The sequence below is a fragment of the Serratia quinivorans genome, from assembly GCF_946227985.1.
Taxonomy (GTDB): Bacteria; Pseudomonadota; Gammaproteobacteria; order Enterobacterales; family Enterobacteriaceae; genus Serratia; species Serratia quinivorans_A.
In genome coordinates this window covers 145,650-164,162 of the sequence record NZ_CAMKGL010000007.1, presented here as the reverse complement: position 1 = coordinate 164,162, position 18,513 = coordinate 145,650, and the positions used below count along the sequence as shown (strand labels likewise).

Annotated in this window: 16 protein-coding genes; 5 read left to right on the top strand and 11 right to left on the bottom strand. The window is 57.2% G+C overall.

The features are described 5' to 3' along the window. Positions 1-80 precede the first annotated feature (80 nt). Positions 81-1,346: a mechanosensitive ion channel family protein gene (locus tag OCH02_RS17920; RefSeq protein WP_261432368.1), complete on the top strand. Its 1,266-nt coding sequence runs from the start codon at positions 81-83 to the stop codon at positions 1,344-1,346. Between the two features lie 131 nt (positions 1,347-1,477). Next, positions 1,478-1,741, top strand: a complete 264-nt coding sequence (locus OCH02_RS17915; RefSeq protein ID WP_261432366.1) for a hypothetical protein — start codon at positions 1,478-1,480, stop codon at positions 1,739-1,741. Between the two features lie 33 nt (positions 1,742-1,774). Here OCH02_RS17915 and proY read toward each other — a convergent pair whose 3' ends face one another. The 6 genes from proY to phoB all read right to left on the bottom strand — a co-directional run bounded on the left by proY (position 1,775) and on the right by phoB (position 9,319). Beyond that, positions 1,775-3,181, bottom strand: coding sequence for a proline-specific permease ProY (gene proY, locus OCH02_RS17910; RefSeq protein ID WP_012005487.1), 1,407 nt, complete (start codon positions 3,179-3,181; stop codon positions 1,775-1,777). Positions 3,182-3,252: 71 nt separating this feature from the next. Then, on the bottom strand, positions 3,253-4,572 hold the full coding sequence (gene brnQ, locus OCH02_RS17905) for a branched-chain amino acid transport system II carrier protein (protein WP_261432364.1): 1,320 nt from the start codon (positions 4,570-4,572) through the stop codon (positions 3,253-3,255). 446 nt (positions 4,573-5,018) lie between these two features. Further along, on the bottom strand, positions 5,019-6,125 hold the full coding sequence (locus OCH02_RS17900) for a cobalamin-independent methionine synthase II family protein (RefSeq protein WP_261432362.1): 1,107 nt from the start codon (positions 6,123-6,125) through the stop codon (positions 5,019-5,021). A gap of 208 nt (positions 6,126-6,333) precedes the next feature. Then, on the bottom strand, positions 6,334-7,272 hold the full coding sequence (locus OCH02_RS17895) for a PstS family phosphate ABC transporter substrate-binding protein (protein ID WP_261432361.1): 939 nt from the start codon (positions 7,270-7,272) through the stop codon (positions 6,334-6,336). Positions 7,273-7,288: 16 nt separating this feature from the next. Next, positions 7,289-8,605, bottom strand: a complete 1,317-nt coding sequence (gene phoR / locus OCH02_RS17890; protein WP_174353334.1) for a phosphate regulon sensor histidine kinase PhoR — start codon at positions 8,603-8,605, stop codon at positions 7,289-7,291. 24 nt (positions 8,606-8,629) lie between these two features. Next, positions 8,630-9,319 (bottom strand): phosphate response regulator transcription factor PhoB, encoded by a 690-nt coding sequence (gene phoB, locus OCH02_RS17885; protein ID WP_012005482.1) that lies wholly within the window; start codon positions 9,317-9,319, stop codon positions 8,630-8,632. Between the two features lie 201 nt (positions 9,320-9,520). On the opposite strand from phoB, the gene sbcD reads away from it, so the two are divergent. Beyond that, a complete protein-coding gene (gene sbcD, locus OCH02_RS17880; RefSeq protein ID WP_261432360.1) occupies positions 9,521-10,750 on the top strand; it encodes an exonuclease subunit SbcD in 1,230 nt (409 codons plus the stop codon). Continuing rightward, positions 10,750-14,001 carry an exonuclease subunit SbcC gene (gene sbcC, locus OCH02_RS17875; RefSeq protein WP_261432359.1) on the top strand — a complete coding sequence of 1,084 codons (3,252 nt, stop codon included), beginning with the start codon at positions 10,750-10,752 and terminating at the stop codon, positions 13,999-14,001. Before sbcD ends, sbcC begins: the two co-directional genes overlap by 1 nt. 79 nt (positions 14,002-14,080) lie before the next feature. Here the strand turns inward: sbcC and OCH02_RS17870 are convergent, their stop codons facing one another. The 3 genes from OCH02_RS17870 to mak form a co-directional block, all read right to left on the bottom strand. After that, positions 14,081-14,467 (bottom strand): type II toxin-antitoxin system VapC family toxin, encoded by a 387-nt coding sequence (locus tag OCH02_RS17870; RefSeq protein ID WP_261432358.1) that lies wholly within the window; start codon positions 14,465-14,467, stop codon positions 14,081-14,083. Beyond that, a complete protein-coding gene (locus OCH02_RS17865; RefSeq protein WP_261432357.1) occupies positions 14,464-14,697 on the bottom strand; it encodes a type II toxin-antitoxin system Phd/YefM family antitoxin in 234 nt (77 codons plus the stop codon). The genes OCH02_RS17870 and OCH02_RS17865 overlap by 4 nt, the downstream gene beginning before the upstream one ends. Before the next feature lie 105 nt (positions 14,698-14,802). Continuing rightward, positions 14,803-15,711, bottom strand: coding sequence for a fructokinase (gene mak / locus OCH02_RS17860; protein ID WP_261432356.1), 909 nt, complete (start codon positions 15,709-15,711; stop codon positions 14,803-14,805). Between the two features lie 202 nt (positions 15,712-15,913). Between mak and OCH02_RS17855 the strand changes: the two genes are divergently transcribed. Continuing rightward, positions 15,914-16,654, top strand: a complete 741-nt coding sequence (locus tag OCH02_RS17855) for a response regulator (RefSeq protein ID WP_261432355.1) — start codon at positions 15,914-15,916, stop codon at positions 16,652-16,654. On the opposite strand, the gene OCH02_RS17850 is transcribed toward OCH02_RS17855, so the two are convergent. Both OCH02_RS17850 and OCH02_RS17845 read right to left on the bottom strand, forming a co-directional pair. Further along, a complete protein-coding gene (locus OCH02_RS17850; RefSeq protein ID WP_261432354.1) occupies positions 16,629-17,645 on the bottom strand; it encodes a carbohydrate kinase family protein in 1,017 nt (338 codons plus the stop codon). The two genes, OCH02_RS17855 and OCH02_RS17850, sit on opposite strands and share 26 nt — an antisense overlap. Continuing rightward, entirely contained in the window at positions 17,642-18,502 is an 861-nt protein-coding gene (locus OCH02_RS17845; RefSeq protein ID WP_012005474.1) for a ketose 1,6-bisphosphate aldolase, read from the bottom strand. Before OCH02_RS17845 ends, OCH02_RS17850 begins: the two co-directional genes overlap by 4 nt. Positions 18,503-18,513: the final 11 nt, after the last annotated feature.

Sequence of the window (18,513 nt, the reverse complement as noted above, 5' to 3'; positions counted from 1 at the left end):
CACATTACGGCCCGTAGCCATTAGGCTAACGTGTTTTGAGTCTATTGGATATTTTTTGCACATTTTTTAAAGGAGCGGCAATGCAACAACAGATAACCCTGTGGCTGGAGAAGTTCGGGCTGGAATTTAGTGGGGTGATGTCTCTGCTGATGGTGCTGGGGCTGATCGTCCTGATTTCGGTGGTGATCCATCTGGTGCTGCACCGCGTAGTGCTGAAGGCTGTCCAGCGCCGTGGCCAGCAATCGCAGCGCGTATGGCAACAGGCAATCACCCAGTACAAGCTGTTCCAGCGTATGGCGTTGTTATTGCAGGGGGTGATCATTAATCTGCAGGCCGTGCTGTGGTTACACGCCGGTGGTCAGACGCAGGCGGTTATCGTCACCGCCGCCCAGGTGTGGATCATGGGCTTCGCCCTGCTGTCGTTGTTTTCCCTGCTGGATACGCTGTTGGCGATGCTGCGCCAAAGCCCAATTTCAAACCAGCTGCCGTTGCGCGGTATTTTCCAGGGGCTGAAGCTGGTAGCCGCCATCCTGATTGGCATCATGATCGTCTCCTTGCTGATGGGTAAATCGCCATTGCTGCTACTCAGCGGCCTGGGGGCGATGACCGCCGTGCTGATGTTGGTGTTTAAAGACCCGATCCTCGGCCTGGTGGCCGGTATTCAGCTTTCAGCCAACGATATGCTGACCATTGGCGACTGGCTGGAGATGCCGAAGTACGGCGCGGACGGCGCGGTCACCGACATCGGCCTGACCACGGTAAAAGTGCGTAACTGGGATAATACCGTCACCACCATCCCAACCTACGCGCTGATTTCCGACTCCTTTAAAAACTGGCGTTCAATGTCGGAATCCGGTGGACGCCGCATTAAGCGCAGCATCAATATCGATACCACCAGCGTCCATTTCTTGTCGGATGAAGAACAACAGCGGCTGAACCGCAATCCGCTGCTACAACGTTATCTGAATGATAAAACGCAGGAATTGAGCCAGCATAATCAGCAGACTGGCGTAGATCTCAGTTCACCGCTCAACGGCCGCCGCCTGACTAATCTGGGCACGCTGCGCGCTTACCTGGTGGCCTATCTACGCGCCCACCCCGGCATTCATCAGAATATGACGCTGATGGTACGCCAGTTGGCACCGCTGCCAGAGGGCTTGCCGCTGGAGATTTACGCCTTCACCAACACCACGGTCTGGGCGGAATACGAAAGCATTCAGTCGGATATCTTTGACCATATCTTGGCGGTAATTAACGAGTTCGATCTGCGGGTACATCAAACGCCGACCGGCAACGACATGCGCAGCATGCTAAACCCTTTGCGGCAGGCGGCAGACATTTCCTGACGCAGGCTGACGTAACTGTTTCTGCCGGAAATGACTCTCAACCCAGGAGCAACGGATGTCTCAGTCCGCTTTTCTTTCGGCATAAAACCAGCGTTAATGCATTGATTAACGCCCGCTGAAGGAAAAGAGGATTGCTGAAACCACTACGCCACCGGCTATTTACCCTGCTGGCAACGCTGCTGTTTATTGGCTGCCTGCACAGCGCTTCGCTGGACGAAAGCCATATGAGTCGGACCTTGCAGCCGGCACTGAGCGCCCTGAGCAGCAATATGCAGGATATCCGCGAGATGCTGGCGCGCGCAGCAGGAGAAGGGAAGGAAGAACGGCTGAACGACAGCAGCCTGCGTATCGAAGCGCGCTCCTCCGGTGACGACGAACCTGAGGAACACCCTTAAAAAAACACCGGCACATGGCCGGTGTTTTTATTTTCAATCCTGCTGCTGCGCCAGCACCGCCAGTTTCTTCTGGTGGTTGAGCTTGAAGTAGTAGCCCGCCAGCAGTACCACGACCCATACCAGACCGGCATACAGCGATACGCGGGTCGTTGGGAAGTAACCAATCAGGCCGATGATAAACACCAGGAAGATGATCGCCACCACCGAGGTAAATACACCGCCGCGCAGCGGGAAGGCCAGGTTTTTCACCTGCTCTTTGCTCAGGCTACGACGGAAGGCAATCTGTGAGAACAGGATCATGATCCACACCCACACGGTTGCGAAGGTCGCCAGGGAGGCAATCACCAGGAACACGTTTTCCGGCATGATGTAGTTGAGATATACCGCCAGCAACAGCGCCAGCATCATCACCACCACCGTGACCCACGGAATACCGCGTTTGGATACCTTGCTGAAGATCTTCGGCGCGTGGCCCTGCTCAGCCATGCCGTGCAACATGCGGCCAACGCCAAACACGTCGCTGTTAATCGCAGACAATGATGCGGTGATCACCACAAAGTTAAGGATACCTGCCGCCACGGTAATCCCCATGTGCTGGAAAGTCAGCACGAATGGGCTGCCATTGGTGCCCACCTGGTTCCACGGGTAGATCGACATGATGACAAACAGCGTACCGACGTAGAACACCAGAATACGCCACGGCACCGAGTTGATGGCCTTGGGAATCGAGCTTTTCGGATCTTTGGCTTCACCGGCGGTAATACCGATAATTTCGATGCCGCCGTAGGCAAACATCACCAACTGCAGCGACAGGATCATGCCGATAAACCCGTTACTGAAGAAGCCGCCGTTAGACCACAGATTATGGATACCGGTCGGCTGCCCGCCGTTACCAATCCCCCAGATGATGATGCCGATACCGGCAGCAATCATGATGATGATAGTAGCCACTTTGAAGAACGAGAACCAAAACTCCAGCTCACCGAATACCTTCACGCTCATCAGGTTGATGGCGCCAATCACCAGCACCACGCTCAGCACCCAAATCCAGTGCGGCACCTCTGGGAACCAAATCCCCATATAGATACCGAACGCCGTCACGTCGGCAATCGCGACAATCAGGATTTCAAAACAGTAAGTCCAGCCGGTAATATATCCGGCCATCGGGCCAAGGTAATCCTGCGCATAGCGTGAAAACGAGCTGGCCTGCGGGTTGTTGACCGACATCTCGCCCAGCGCGCGCATGATGATAAAGGCGACAATACCGCCAATCAGGTAGGCCAGCAAAACGCTCGGGCCGGCCATTTTAATGGCGTCCGCCGAACCGTAGAACAGACCGGTGCCGATAGCCGAGCCCAACGCCATAAAGCGAATGTGACGCGTACTGAGACCGCGTTTCAGCTTATTGGCCGCAGGAGCGGCGGGTGACTGTTGTTGCATGAAGATAACCCGTGGTTTTTAAACGTAAAAAAGCCACGGACAAGTCCGTGGCCCAAAATTTAGCCGGGGAATTAGGAGTGCGCGGTCACTTCAGAGCGCGTACAAACCCGGTCATAAATTGCGACCAGCACCAGCATCAGCAGCGACGGCGGCAACCATGCCAGTCCCTGATCAGCCAATGGCAGGTGATTGGTCCACTCCGGCAGGAAATGCTGGAAGGTGGACGCTTTCACCGCGTCAAGGATACCAAACAACAGGCTGACTAACATCACCGGCGCGATGATACGCGGTGCGCTGTTCCACCAGCGCTGAGTGAAACTCAGCACCACCAGCACGATACACGGCGGATAAATCGCGGTCAGTACCGGGATAGAGATCTGGATCAGATGGCTCAGTCCCAGGTTGGAAACCAGCATCGAGAACAGACCCAAAATGAACACCAGCGTCTTGTAAGAGAACGGCAGGTATTGGGCAAAGAACTCGGCACAGGCGCAGGTCAGGCCAACCGCAGTCACCATACAGGCGATAAAGATCAGCGCGGCCAGGAAGAAGCTGCCCAACCCACCGAAGGTGTTCTGTACGTAAGCATGCAGGATCACCGCGCCGTTGGTGGCGTCCGGTACCAGCACACCACTGCCGGAACCCAGCTTGAACAGGCTCAGGTAAACCAGCGTCAAACCGACACCGGCGATCAGGCCCGCCAGAATGGTGTAACGCGTCAGCAATTTGGCATCCTTCACACCACGGGAACGCGCGGCGTTAACGATGACGATGCCGAAGACCAGCGCGCCCAGCGTATCCATGGTCAGATAGCCGTTAACAAAGCCGGTAGAGAATGGAACGTTCTGATAGACCTCGGTCGCCGGAATTGGCGTGCCCGCAGGCCAGGCCAGCGCGGCAATACCCAGCGCGCCCAGCGCAACAATTTTCAGCGGTGCCAGTACGTGGCCGACGGTATCGAGCAAGCGGCCCGGATACAGAGAGATGCCGATCACCAGCGCGAAATACACCAGGCTGTAAATAAACAGCGGCATGGTGCCGTCACCGGTCAGCGGTGCAATGCCCACTTCAAAGGAGACGGTCGCGGTACGCGGGGTGGCGAATAGCGGGCCGACGGCCAGATAGCAGACGGTCGCCAGCAGCAGGCCGGCGCGACGCCCAATTGGCGTGCTCAGGGCATCAATGCCGCCACCGACACGAGCCAGCGCGATCACCGTCATCACCGGTAGACCGACGGCAGTGATCAGGAAGCCGATAGCTGCAGTCCAGACGTGCTCACCGGACTGTAAACCGACCATCGGCGGGAAAATGATATTCCCGGCGCCGACGAATAAGGCAAAGGTCATAAAACCCAATGCGATAATATCTTTTGACGTTAAACGATGACTCATACGATGTCGTGTTGCCTGTTCAAATGAAAAAAAGTGCCCGATACGTGGTGGCGTTATGCCCCACCCGGTTGCCGGCTTGCCATTTCATCGCGAGACCAATAAGAGCAGAAAACGCATAACGTCCGGCGTTTTGTCCTTATTCGAAAGTGACCACTCATGATGATGGGCAGTGTTTTAGGAGTTATAAATGGAGGTTTAGTCCGACAACGAGGGCTAAGTTAAACGTTTATAGCGTTGAAAGGCAAGGCGCATGACAAAAAGCAGAGTTATAGACCAGATAATGGTTACACACCAGTCGATCATAGTGGCTATCAATAAATATACAATACATGATTTGTATCATTTTTGAGCAACCCATTCACAAAACGTGAAGACTATGGCAAAACACCGCGCGAAAACGCCAATAAACAGCCAGTTTTCGCGCGGTCTGAACGCGTTTTTCGCCGTTACCAAACCTGCCGGGCGATATTCACCACGCTTTGCAGTTTATTCCACTGCTGTGATTCACTCAGGCTGTTGCCCTCTTCGGTCGAGGCAAAACCGCACTGGGTACTGAGGCAAAGTTGGCTGTGGTCGACAAACTGCGCGGCCTCCTCAAGACGTTGTTTCACCTGGTCAGGGTTCTCCAGTTCGCCGTTTTTGGTGGTGATCAGCCCCAGCACCACCTGCTGTTTACCCGGCTTGATAAAACGCAGCGGTTCAAACCCGCCAGAACGTTCATTGTCATACTCCAGGAAGAAAGCGTCGATATTCACCTGACCGAACAGGATTTCCGCCACCGGCTCATAACCCCCCTCGGAGATCCAGGTGGAACGGAAGTTGCCGCGGCAAACGTGCAACCCAATGGTCAGATCGTCCGGCTTGTCGGCGATCGCCGCATTCAACACATCGGCATAAATACGCGCCAGGCGATCCGGATCCTCTCCGCGCTCGCGGATCTGCCGGCGTTGATCGTCTGAACACAGATAGGCCCAGACGGTGTCATCCAGCTGCAGGTAGCGGCAACCGGCATCATAAAATGCCTTGATCGCATCGCGATAGGTTTGGGCCAGATCGTTGAAATAGGCGTTCAGATCCGGGTAGACCTGACTGTCGATGGCCTTGCGCCCGCCGCGAAAGTGCAGCACGCTCGGGCTTGGAATGGTCATTTTTGGCACCGTATCACCGGCGATCGCCTTCAGGAAGCGGAAATCAGCCAGCATCGGATGCTGTGGGTTAAACCCCAGCTTACCGACCACCTTGATGCTGCGCGCCCGGGTTTGCACGCCGTTGAACTGGATCCCCTGTTCCGCGTCATAACCTTCCACGCCGTCCAGCCCTTCCAGAAAATCAAAGTGCCACCACGCCCGGCGGAATTCGCCGTCAGTCACCACCGCCAGGCCGAGCTCTTGCTGTTTGGCCACCGCCAGACGGATCTGCTCATCCTCAACCGCCCGCAGCTCAGTAGCATCAATCTCGCCTTGCTGAAACTGTTGGCGAGCAGTTTTCAGCGCTGCGGGGCGCAACAGACTGCCGACAACGTCAGCGTGAAAAGCATGGTTGCAATCGCACATATTATGACTCCCGGTAGCAGGTAAAAGATCGGACCTTTACCTCAGTAATTGACAGTTTGAATTATTACGCCAGGTTATTATGGACATCCAGACGTCTAAAAAAGATAAAGAGCATGCTGTCATACCGACTGCCGGGCAGCAATAGAAGAAATTTCATCGGTAGTGAGAAAAATTCATGTTGAGGGCGAATCAACGCCCCGAGGGAAATTTATTGCAGACCCAACGCCTGGCGGGTTTTCTGTAAAGTAGCAGAAGGCAGCGGCAAATAGCCGTCATGGTTCACCAGGTTTTGTCCAGTGTCAGACAGTACGCGATCGAGAAATGCGGCGGTCAGCGGCTCCAACGGCTGGTTGGGTGCTTTGTTAATGTAAATATACAGATAGCGCGACAGCGGGTAGCTACCGTTGCGCACATTGACATCGTTGGGAATGACGTATTTCTCGCCGGACTCCGCCAGCGGCAACAGCCGCACGCCGCTGGCGCGAAAACCAATGCTGGCGTAACCGATACTGTTCAGCGAACCGGCCACCGCCTGCACCACCGAGGCAGAACCGGGCAGTTCATTGACCCGTGGCATAAAGTCACCGCCACACAGCGCACGCAGTTTGAAATAGCCGTAAGTGCCGGATGCCGAATTACGCCCAAAGCGTTGCAGCGCACGCTGCTGCCAATCGCCGCTCAACCCCAGTTCACCCCAGCGCGTCACCGGCTGGTTTTCGCCACAGCGCAGGGTAGCGGAGAAAATTCGGTCAAGCTGCTGCAAGTTAAGACCGCGTAGCGGGTTGTCCTGATGGACCAGCACCACCAGCGCATCGACGGCGACCGGCACTGCCAGCGGCGCATAGCCATAGCGATGTTCGAATGCCGATACCTCCGCCGCCTTCATTGGTCGGCTCATCGGCCCCAGCTGCGCGGCCCCCGCAGCCAAAGCGGTTGGCGCAGTTGAGGAGCCCGCGGCCTGGATCTGCAAATTAACGTTGGGATAATGCTGGCTGAAGTCCTGTGCCCACAGCACCATCAGATTCGCCAGCGTATCGGAACCGACGCTCGACAGGTTGCCGGACAACATGCCGTCCGGCTGCGCTAACGCGCCACGGCTCGCCAGCAGCGCCAGGCAAAGCAACAGCCCTCGGGTCATTCGGATCATACCAGTCTCTCGCGCGTTAATTTTTCACCGCATTCTCTGACAAAGCTGCGGGAACAATCAACCGGTTAGGCAAGGTAAAGATGAACCGGGTGCCAATGCCCTGCTCACTGAGGATCTCCAGCCGCGCGTCATGGTGGCTGAGCGCATGCTTGACGATCGCCAGCCCCAGCCCACTGCCGCCGGTCTGGCGTGAACGGGCCTTGTCGACGCGATAGAAACGTTCGGTCAGGCGCGGAATATGCTCGGCGGCGATGCCCGGCCCATTATCACTAACCTGGAACTGCGCACCGTTTGGCGTTTGTTGCCAGCTTACCTCAATATTGGTGCCCTTTGGCGTGTGATTGACGGCGTTGTACACCAGGTTTGATACCGCGCTGCGCAGTTGGTCGTCGTTGCCGAACACCTTGAGCTGTTCGTTCACCCGGAAGCTAATCTCATGGTTACCGCCGCTCAGCGACTGCGCTTCGCGTTGCAACACTCGCAACATCAGCGGGATATCAACCCGTTCGTTCATATCGACGTTAGGCGCCGCCTCAATCCGCGACAGCGTCAGCAGCTGTTTGACCAGCCCATCCATACGCCGGGTCTGCTCTTGCATGGTGCCCAGCGCTTTGCCGCGCAGCGAGCCATCCAGCTCTTCGTCGCTCATCATCTCCAGATAGCCCTGCAACACCGTGAGCGGGGTACGCAGCTCGTGGCTGACGTTGGCGAAGAAGTTGCGTCGCGCGCCTTCCAGCTGGCGCATTTGGGTGACGTCACGCGCCACCATCAGTAATTGCCCTTCGGAATAAGGCATCACGCGGAATTCGACGTAGTGCTCATTGTTCAACTGCAGCGTCAACGGCCGGGTGAACTCCTGCTGTTGCAGATAGTGACTGAACTCCGGATAACGCAGCAGGTTAAGGATGTGCTGACCATTGTCTTCCGGCCAGCGGAAACCCAGCAGATGCTGCGCCAAACCGTTACACCAGAAGATATTGCCTTCGACGGTGGTCATCACCACCGCATCGGGCAGCGATTCCGCGCCGCTGCGGAAGCGTTTGATCAACAGCGCCAGTTCACGCCGACGACGGCGATTACGCTGCTGCATCTGATACAGGCCGTAAAACAGCGGTTCCCAGCTCCAGCGCCCAGGTGGCGGCGTCATGCTGCGATCAACCCACAGCCAGTGGGAAAGTTTGAGTTGGTTGTAGAAATTCCATACCAGCGCCGCCAGCACGGAGGCCAGCAGCAACCAGGGCAGATAACCGAAAATCAGCCCCAGCAGTAAGGCAGGCAGGCAGAAAAGGGCCAGCTCCAGGGCCAGCCTCTTCCAGGATAGACGTTCTAGCACGGCATATTCTCCAGCGCGTCGCGATCAGTAGCGCGTTGAGAATCGGTAGCCGGTGCCCCGAACGGTTTGAACCATTTTGTCATGACCACTGGTCTCTAACGCCTTACGGAGCCGACGGATATGCACGTCAACGGTGCGGTCTTCCACATAAACGTTAGTGCCCCAGACGTGATTAAGCAACTGTTCGCGGCTATAAACACGCTCTGGATGAGTCATAAAGAAGTGCAGCAATTTGAACTCGGTCGGCCCCATATCCAGCGCCTGCTCGTTGGCCATCACCCGGTGTGAAGAAGGATCCAGGCTCAGCCCTTGCATTTCAATTACTTCTTCCACCGCCATCGGTGAAATGCGGCGCATTACCGCCTTGATGCGCGCCACCAGCTCTTTCGGCGAGAAAGGTTTGGTGATGTAATCATCCGCGCCGACTTCCAGCCCACGGACACGGTCTTCTTCTTCACCGCGTGCGGTCAGCATCATCACCGGAATATCGCGGGTCATCGCTTCACGCTTCATATGTTTAATAAACTGAATGCCGGAACCCCCGGGTAACATCCAGTCGAGCAACACTAAATCAGGGAACGGCTCAGACAGGCGCGTCACTGCGCTGTCATAATCCTCAGCTTCCAACGGTTGGTAACCATTCTGTTCCAACACAAAGCACACCATCTCACGGATCGGCGCTTCGTCTTCCACCACCAGTATGCGTCTTGCCATCGTCAATCCTGCCAATGTGTTAGCGATCACAGTTGATTGCGGGCGCCATTATGCGTCAGTTTTGTGACAGATTTATGAAATAAATAGCCATGAAAAAAGAAGGCTGTTATAGGCAGTAAGCATAGCGATTATTTCTAATAATACAGAAACATCATATTCCCTTTATAATCCCAGCCATTACCCTATCGCCCCGGGAGTGTCATGCGCCTGATCCACACCTCTGACTGGCATCTTGGCCAGTATTTTTTCACCAAAAGCCGCGCCGCCGAACATCAGGCTTTTCTGCGCTGGCTGATTGAGCAAATCGAACAACAGCAGGTGGATGCGCTGATCGTCGCCGGGGATCTGTTCGATACCGGCTCGCCGCCAAGTTATGCCCGCGAGCTGTATAACCGTTTCGTGGTGGAACTGCAACGCACCGGCTGCCAGTTGGTGGTACTGGGTGGCAACCATGACTCCGTGGCCACTTTGAATGAATCGCGTGAATTGCTTTCCTGCCTGAATACCACCGTGATTGCCAACGCGCAGAGCGAAACCGAACAACAAATTTTGGTGTTGAATCAGCGCGACGGTCAGCCGGGTGCGGTACTTTGCGCCATCCCTTTCCTGCGCCCACGCGATCTGCTCATCAGCCGCGCCGGCGAGTCCGGGGTGCAAAAACAGCAGGCGCTGCAAGAGGCTATCGCCGACCATTATCAAAGGCTATATCAGGCGGCCTGTACGCGTCGTGATTCCCTGGGCTTGCCACTGCCGATTATTGCCACCGGCCATCTGACCACCGTGGGTGTCACCACCTCCGATTCGGTGCGCGATATCTACATTGGCACGCTGGACGCCTTCCCGGCGCAGGCCTTCCCACCCGCCGACTACATCGCGTTGGGACATATTCACCGCGCGCAGAACGTCGCCAAATCCGAACATATTCGCTACAGCGGCTCGCCAATCCCACTCAGTTTTGACGAGTTGGGCAAAGCCAAAAGCGTGTTTATGGTGGATTTCAGCGCGGGCGCTCTGCAACAGGTCACTGCGCTGGAGATCCCCAGCTTTCAACCGATGCAGCTTATCAAGGGTGATTTGGCGCAGATCGAGCAACAATTGCAGCAGTTCGGCGAATATCAGGGTGAACTACCGGTGTGGTTAGACATTGAAGTGGCAACGCAGGACTACCTTAGCGACATTCAGCGCCGTATCCAGTTGCTGGCCGATCAACTGCCGGTAGAAGTGGTGCTGCTGCGCCGCAGCAAAGAACAGCGGCGCCAGGCCGTTGAACAGCAGGACAAGGAAACGCTCAACGAACTGAGCGTCAACGAGGTGTTCGAACGGCGGCTGGCACAGGAGCCTGAAATGGCCGAAGAACGTCGGCAACGAATGGGCCAAATGTTCCAGCAGGTAGTCGAGTCCGTGCGGCACAACGACCAGGAGCCGAGCTAATGAAAATCCTCAGCCTGAGATTAAAAAACCTCAACTCACTGCAGGGTGAATGGAAAATCGACTTTACCGCCGAGCCTTTTGCCAGTAATGGGTTATTCGCCATCACCGGGCCTACCGGCGCGGGAAAAACCACCCTGCTGGACGCCATCTGTCTGGCGCTGTACCACCAGACGCCGCGCCTAAACGTCACGCCGAGCCAGAACGAACTGATGACGCGCCACACCGCCGAATCGCTGGCTGAGGTCGAATTTGAAGTTAAAGGGGTCGGCTACCGCGCCTTCTGGAGCCAGCGCCGTGCCAAAAATGCTCCGGACGGTAACCTGCAGGCCCCAAAAGTCGAGCTGGCATTGCGTGAGGACGGAAAAATTCTGGCGGACAAGGTGCGCGACAAGCTGGATATGACCGCCGCGATCACCGGGCTGGACTTCGGCCGCTTCACAAAATCGATGATGTTATCCCAGGGGCAGTTCGCCGCCTTCCTCAATGCCGATGCCAATGACCGCGCCGAACTGCTGGAAGAGCTGACCGGCACCGAGATCTACGGCCAGCTTTCCGAGCGGGTTTTCGAACAGCATAAGCAGGCCAAGACCGATTTGGATGCGCTGCATCAACGCGCCAGCGGCATTGAACTGCTCAATGACGAACAGCGTCAGCAGCTTGAAAACCAATTAATTGAGCTGGGAACCCAGGAAAATACCCTTGGCGAACAGGCCCGCCAGCAGCAGCAGGCGCTGAACTGGTTACAACAGTGGCAACAAACACAACAAAAACAACAGGAATACCAACGTCAACTGAACGCGGCACAGCAGGAACAGGCGGCGGCCGAACCGCAACTGCAGCTGTTGGCGCGCAGCGAACCGGCAGAAAAACTGCGGCCCTTGCTTAACGAACGTAACCGCTGCCGCAACGATCAACAGACGCTACAACAGCAGATAAGCCAATTAACACAACAGCAGGAGCAACAGTTAGCCCAGATGGCGCCGTTGCAACAGGCGGTGGATCAAGCCCGTGCGCAACTGCAGACACATGTTGAACACCAGCAGGCGCAACAGCAGCTGATTGACGAGCAAGTCGTCCCGCTCGATAACCAGATTGCCCAGTTACAGAAAACGCAGGCCGAGCTGCAACTGGCGTGCGATAGCGCCACACAGCAGTATGCCCAGCAAAAAACAGCGCTGGAACAACTCGAGGTTCAGCGAACCCAGTTGACCGCACAGGCCGGGCAGCATCAGGAAAAACTTAACGGCCTCACCGCCGCGCTGACGGCGCAACAGCAACAACAAAATACGCTGGAAACCCACTCGCCCCTGATGGCACTGCGCCAGCGTCAAACCGAGCTGACCGAGCTACGCCCGGTACGCCAGCAGTTATTTACCCTGTCTTCGCTGTTTAACCAGGTCAGCGAACGTCTGGCGCAGCAGCGCAGGGAGTTTGCCGCCCGCCAGACGCAACTCGGCGAACATGAAAAACAGCTCGAAGAGACGCGGCAACAGTATAAGCAGCAAAAAGCCCACCAGACAGACGTGGAAAAAGCCCTCGAGCTGGAACAACGCATTGTCAGCCTGGAAGCCGAGCGCGCCCGCCTGCAAACCGGTGAACCCTGTCCGCTGTGCGGCTCCTGCAACCACCCGGCCATTGAGCAGTATCAGGCGGTAAAACCTTCTGAAACCGCATTGCGCCTGGCCCAGATGCGCGCCACAACCGAAGCTTTGTATACTCAGGGCACCGAACTGCGCACCCGTTGCGAAAGCCTGAAAGAACAGCAACAGCGCCAACAACAGCTCATCACGCAAGACGAGCAACAGCTGGCTACTCACCTGCAGCAGTGGCAAACCCTCAGTACACCGCTGGCATTTGACTTTACCCTGCAAGACGCCGACCGCCTGAGCCAGTGGCTGAACGCCTGCGACAACGAAGAACGTCAGGGTCAGGCCGCCCTGCTGCAACACGAACAGGCATCGCACGCCGTGCAGCAGGCCAAAGACCAATTGGCCGCACTGCAAACGCAACAGCAGCAGGCGCAACAAGAGAAAGCGCGGCTGGACGAGCGTTACATCCTGCTGGAGAAAAACCACGCAGAGGCCCAGTTGCAACAGCAGCGGCTGCAGCAACAGTGGCAGGATGGCGAACAGGCCCTTGGCGAGCAACGTTCGCAGCGGCTAGCCCTGTTTGGTGAACAGCAAATCACCCAGGTACGTGAACAGTTACGCGCCCGGCAGACGGCCTGCGAGCAAGCCAGCCGGCAAGCGGCCGAGCAATGGCAGAAGGCACAAGAGCAACGGGATCGGCTAAGTGGCCAGTTGGCCGGGTTACAACAGCAACAACTGCAACAGACCGAGCGGCTGCAACAGGCGGAGCAAACGTGGCAACAGGCGTTGGCCGCCAGTGAATTCAGCGACGAAGCCGGCTTCAGCGCCGCGCTGTTGGATGACGACCAGCGCCGACAGCTGCAACAGCGCAAAGAACAGCTGCAACAACGCCAGGTTGAAGCCAGCGCCCTGCTGGCCCAGGCCACAGACAGCCTGAAGCAGCATTTGCAGCAGCGTCCCGAAGGGCTGGATGAGGAGCAGGCCGATCCCCAGGCCCTGAACCAGAGTATGGCAACGCTGGCGCAGCAGTTAAAAACCTTGCAGCTACGCCAGGGCGAAGTACGCAATCAATTAGAAAGCGATACTGCCCGCCGCATCAATCAGCAGTCGCTGTTTGAGCAAATCAGCCAGAGTCAGAGCCAGTACGACGACTGGAGCTATCTCAATCAGCTCATTGGCTCCAAAGAGGGCGACAAATTCCGTAAGTTTGCTCAGGGGCTGACGCTCGATCACCTGGTGTATCTGGCCAATAACCAGTTGGGGCGGCTGCACGGGCGCTATTTGTTGCAACGTAAAACCAGCGACGCGCTGGAACTGCAGGTGGTGGATACCTGGCAGGCGGACGCGTTGCGCGATACCCGCACCCTGTCCGGCGGTGAAAGCTTCCTGGTGAGCCTGGCGCTGGCACTGGCGCTGTCCGATTTGGTCAGCCACAAGACCAGTATCGACTCGCTGTTCCTCGACGAAGGCTTTGGCACGCTGGATGCGGAAACTTTGGATACCGCGCTGGATGCGCTCGACAGCCTGAACGCCTCCGGGAAAACCATTGGCGTGATCAGCCACGTGGAAGCCATGAAAGAACGGATCCCGGTACAAATTAAGGTGAAAAAGGTCAACGGGCTTGGCATCAGCCGGCTGGAACCACAGTTCCGGCTGGAATAACCCTGCTCTGACTGAGAAAGCGGGTAGTAGCACCGGCGAAAGGGAGCCGGTGCCTAGTGAACCCCAGGGTTAACCCGCTTTAGCGCCGGGCGTCAAACACCCGGATGCCATACTGCGGAAAAGCGGCGTCGGCGGAAACTAACGTCAGCCCTTCGGCCTGCGCCTGAGCGATCAGCATGCGATCAAAAGGATCCTGATGATGCGGCGGCAACTGGCCCGCCTGCTGACCGTGAAAGGCTGCCATCGGCAAAGACAGAAAATCTTCGGCCTCAATCACCTCAAAAATGTCCTCCGGCAGCGTCAGCTTGCCCAGCGCACGCTTAATCGAAATCTCCCAAATGCTGGCCGCGCTGACATACACCACGTTGCCGGGATCGGCGATCTGCCTTCTGGCGTTCTCCCCCAGGCTGGGATCGTCTATCAGCCACCACAACAGCGCATGGGTATCCAGCAGCAGACGTTTCACTCGTCGCCCTCAAACAGCGCGGTGATGTCTGCATCGCCATCATTAAAATTGTCCGGTACGGTGAATTGGCCCCTGGCAGCACCCGGCTTGCGGGTTTGCCCCTTGATGGCCATCAGCTGAACATAAGGCTTCCCTGCTTTCGCTATAATCACGGTCTCTCCCTGTGCGGCTTTATCCGCCAGTTGGCTCAGGTTGGATTTGGCTTCGTGCATATTGGCCTGAATAGGCATACGCGATCTCCTTAGCTAAGTTAGCTAAAGCATAGAGGGGAGTCCAGTTTTTGTACAGAAAATTGATTAAAGCGCGAGCAGGCCCGCGCTTTTTTGCAACGGTAATTAAAGTTGCGGCCACAGCCAGGCCGCGCCGCGCACCCCGCTGGAGTCGCCGTGAACCGCCTTGCGGATCGGGGTTTCGCATTCGCCACCGAACACCCAGGATTTCACCAACTGCGGTACGTGCTGATACAGACGATCCACGTTGCTCATCCCCCCGCCCAGCACTACGACGTCCGGATCAAAAATATTGATCACGTGCGCCAGCGATTTCGCCAGCCGCAGCTCGTAACGGCTGATGGCCTGCTCTGCCAGAGTGTCGCCCTGTGCCACCAACGTCATGATTTCATGACCTTTTAGCGGATTACCGCTCAGGCGAGCATAGTCGGTGGCAAAGCCGGTACCGGAGATAAAGGTTTCAATACACCCCTGCTTACCGCAGTAACAGGGAACCTCTGCCCGAAAACGCAGCTCGTCATCATCCAGCCACGGCAGCGGGTTATGGCCCCACTCGCCAGAGATGCCGTTCCCCCCCGAGTGCGCCTGGCCGTTGATCGCCACTCCGGCGCCACAACCGGTACCAATAATCACCGCAAACACGGTTTGCTTGCCGGCCGCAGCGCCATCGGTGGCTTCCGACACTGCCAGGCAGTTGGCATCGTTGGCAATACGCACTTCACGGGCCAGCATCGCTGAGAGGTCTTTATCCAGCGGTTGGCCGTTGAGCCAAACCGAGTTGGCGTTTTTGACCAGCCCGGTATAGGGCGACAGCGTGCCGGGAATGCCGACGCCGACCGAGCCTTGCTGGCCGGTATTTTCTTCTGCCAATTTCACCAGACCGGTGATCGCATCCAGCGTTTGCTGATAGTCATGACGCGGCGTAGCGATGCGATGGCGGAACAGTTCCTGCCCATCGTTGGCCAACGCGATCACTTCAATTTTGGTGCCACCCAGGTCGATACCAATGCGCACGATTTTTCTCCTCAATGCACAACAACGTTGCCACAGCCTAATATATTCAGTTGCCGGGATCACTCAATCAGCGCCGAGTGTGACGGTGATGGCAATTTCCGCATCAGACTCACACCGGCTACCGCTTATTAATTAGTCATCGGGTACACTGCAGTTAACTTGTTGATAACATTTTCCGCATCCTAAAATCCGGAGAGCAGCGATGAAACCTGCCGTATTGATCGTCGACGACGATCCTGCCATTTGTGACCTGCTCTGCGACGTCCTCAATGAGCACGTGTTTACCGTGCATGCCTGCCACCGGGGCAGTGAGGCGCTGACGCTACTCAACCAGCAGCCGGATATTGCTCTGGTGCTGCTTGATCTGATCCTGCCGGACACCAACGGTCTGCTGGTGTTGCAGCAGATCCACCGTTTGCGCCCGGATCTGCCGGTCGTGATGTTGACCGGCCTGGGCTCCGAGTCCGACGTGGTGGTCGGTCTGGAAATGGGGGCCGACGACTACATTGCCAAACCCTTTAATCCACGCGTGGTGGTCGCCCGCGCCAAGGCGGTGTTACGCCGTACCGGTGCGCTGGCGCTGGAGCCGGCCACCGCCGGCCGGAACAAACCCGAAGGCTGGCAGTTCAACGGCTGGTGCCTGGATACTGTTCGCTGCACCTTACACAACCCGCAGCGACAACCGGTCGATCTGACCCAGGGCGAATACGGCCTGTTACTGGCGCTGGTACAGCACGCGCGCAAAGTACTGACCCGCGATCGCCTGCTTGAACTGACCCACAGCGAAACCCTGGAGGTATTCGATCGCACTATCGACGTGCTGATCATGCGTCTGCGACGCAAGATCGAGATCAACCCCCATCAGCCCGAGTTGATCCGCACCATTCGCGGGCTGGGCTATGTTTTCGCCGCTGACGTCAGCCAGCCGGTAGCTGCCGCCTGATATAATCCTGCAGTTCCGACAAGGGGCGTGCGCCATCGATCGCGTTGGCGCACAGGAGATTGAACCGCGCACAGGCATGCGCCAATTGCAGCGTCTCTGCCAAAGGCCAACTTTCATGGCTGGCATACAGCACCCCGGCGCAGAAGGCATCCCCGGCACCGACGCTGCCGACGATCTCCGTTTCGCCGACCTGCCACGACGGTTGCCAGCGCGCTTCACCGCCTTGCTCCAGTCCATATGCACCTTCCGGGCAGTGGATCACCACTCGCCGCCGCACGCCGGCCAGCAATAGCTGTTTTGCGGCCTCGGCCATCAACTGCGGTTGCACCGTACCATTGGCCGCACGCAATGCCAGCCCGGTAAACTCACCGGCCTCCAGCTCGTTAATCACCAGATAATCCAGCCAGCGCAGCGCCGGCAGCACCAGCGGCCGATAGCGTGGATCGCCCTGGCGCGACACCAAATCCAATGAAGTTTGATAACCACGATGCTGCATTTGCGCCAACAAGCGGGCGCTGCGGGTGCCAAACTCTTCGTCCGGGCGATCCAGACTGTCGAGCAGTAGCAGATACCCCAGATGGAAAATTTTATGCTCGCTGTGCAGTTCATCGAAATCGGCCAGATCCAACTGCCGGTTGGCCCCCGGCGCGTGAAAAAACGTCCGTTGGCCGCCCGGCTCGGTCATCACCTGCGACATGGCGGTCATCGCCGCTTCGCTACGTCTGACCAGGCCACTGTCGACCCGGTGCTGCGCCAGCATCTGCAGGATATAGTCACCGTCGGCGTCGCAGCCAATCAACCCGAGCGCCGCCAGCGGTAACCCGGTCTCCATGCGTGCCAGCGTCAGCAGCACATTGAGCGGTGCGCCACCGGTAGCGCGCTGGCTGTGTTCAATCTCAACCAGCCAGCCCGGCTGCGGCCAGTGCGCAATTTGATGCACGTGATCCACCAGCATGTTGCCGGCCGAAACAATGCCACGCCGGGTCATCACAACCGCCCGGCGCTGCCGAAAATATGCATTTGCTGTTGCACCACTTCGCTGATCGACTGCTCCACCGCCAGCAGCACTTCGGCAAATTCATCGTAAATCGCGTGGCGCTGCGTGATGCGCTGTTCAACCGCCCCCAGTGCCGCCTGCGACATGCCGGTATAGAAATTGATTTTGTGAATGCCCAGGCCGATCGCGCGTTTGAAATCGGCATCGCTGATACCGGAACCGCCGTGCAGCACCAGCGGGATCCCCGCCTGCTGCTGGATAGCCGCCAGCCGTTCAAAATCGAGCTTCGGCTCACCTTTATATTTGCCGTGCGCATTGCCAATCGCCACCGCCAGCGCATCAATGCCGGTTAATTCGACAAATTCGCGCGCCCGCTGCGGGTCGGTAAATTTATTGCTGTCGGCCTCGCCGTACAGCGCGCCGCCTTCGTCACCGCCGACCGCACCCAGCTCAGCCTCAACCGATACGCCGACCGCATGGCACATGCGTACCACCTCCTGCGTCTGACGCACGTTCTCTTCGTAGCTCAGGCCGGAACCGTCGAACATCACCGAGCTGAATCCCAGCCGCAACGCCTGCACCACCGCCTCGAAATGCAGACCATGATCCAGATTCAACACCACCGGAATATCGTGCTGCGCCACTTCACTTTTAATCGCCGCCACCAGGGACTCCAGCGAGACGTACTTAAAGTGCACTTCGGCAATATTGATAATAAACGGCGATCGCGCCGCCTGCGCCGCAGCGAACAACGCACGCAGGAAGTGGCTGTCGAGCACGTTGAATGCGCCCAGCGCATAGCCGTGTTGACGAGCCTGCGCTAACCCCTGCGCCAATGAAATCAATGCCATGCTGGTTCTCC

What these genes read in the sequence shown, in the direction of transcription:
- OCH02_RS17895 (WP_261432361.1), bottom strand. Translation starts at nt 7,272, where the DNA reads ATGATCCGAATGACCCGAGGGCTGTTGCTTTGCCTGGCGCTGCTGGCG.
- brnQ (WP_261432364.1), bottom strand. Translation starts at nt 4,572, where the DNA reads ATGAGTCATCGTTTAACGTCAAAAGATATTATCGCATTGGGTTTTATG.
- OCH02_RS17855 (WP_261432355.1), top strand. Translation starts at nt 15,914, where the DNA reads ATGAAACCTGCCGTATTGATCGTCGACGACGATCCTGCCATTTGTGAC.
- sbcC (WP_261432359.1), top strand. Translation starts at nt 10,750, where the DNA reads ATGAAAATCCTCAGCCTGAGATTAAAAAACCTCAACTCACTGCAGGGT.
- sbcD (WP_261432360.1), top strand. Translation starts at nt 9,521, where the DNA reads ATGCGCCTGATCCACACCTCTGACTGGCATCTTGGCCAGTATTTTTTC.
- OCH02_RS17845 (WP_012005474.1), bottom strand. Translation starts at nt 18,502, where the DNA reads ATGGCATTGATTTCATTGGCGCAGGGGTTAGCGCAGGCTCGTCAACAC.
- OCH02_RS17900 (WP_261432362.1), bottom strand. Translation starts at nt 6,125, where the DNA reads ATGTGCGATTGCAACCATGCTTTTCACGCTGACGTTGTCGGCAGTCTG.
- OCH02_RS17865 (WP_261432357.1), bottom strand. Translation starts at nt 14,697, where the DNA reads ATGCCTATTCAGGCCAATATGCACGAAGCCAAATCCAACCTGAGCCAA.
- proY (WP_012005487.1), bottom strand. Translation starts at nt 3,181, where the DNA reads ATGCAACAACAGTCACCCGCCGCTCCTGCGGCCAATAAGCTGAAACGC.
- OCH02_RS17920 (WP_261432368.1), top strand. Translation starts at nt 81, where the DNA reads ATGCAACAACAGATAACCCTGTGGCTGGAGAAGTTCGGGCTGGAATTT.
- phoB (WP_012005482.1), bottom strand. Translation starts at nt 9,319, where the DNA reads ATGGCAAGACGCATACTGGTGGTGGAAGACGAAGCGCCGATCCGTGAG.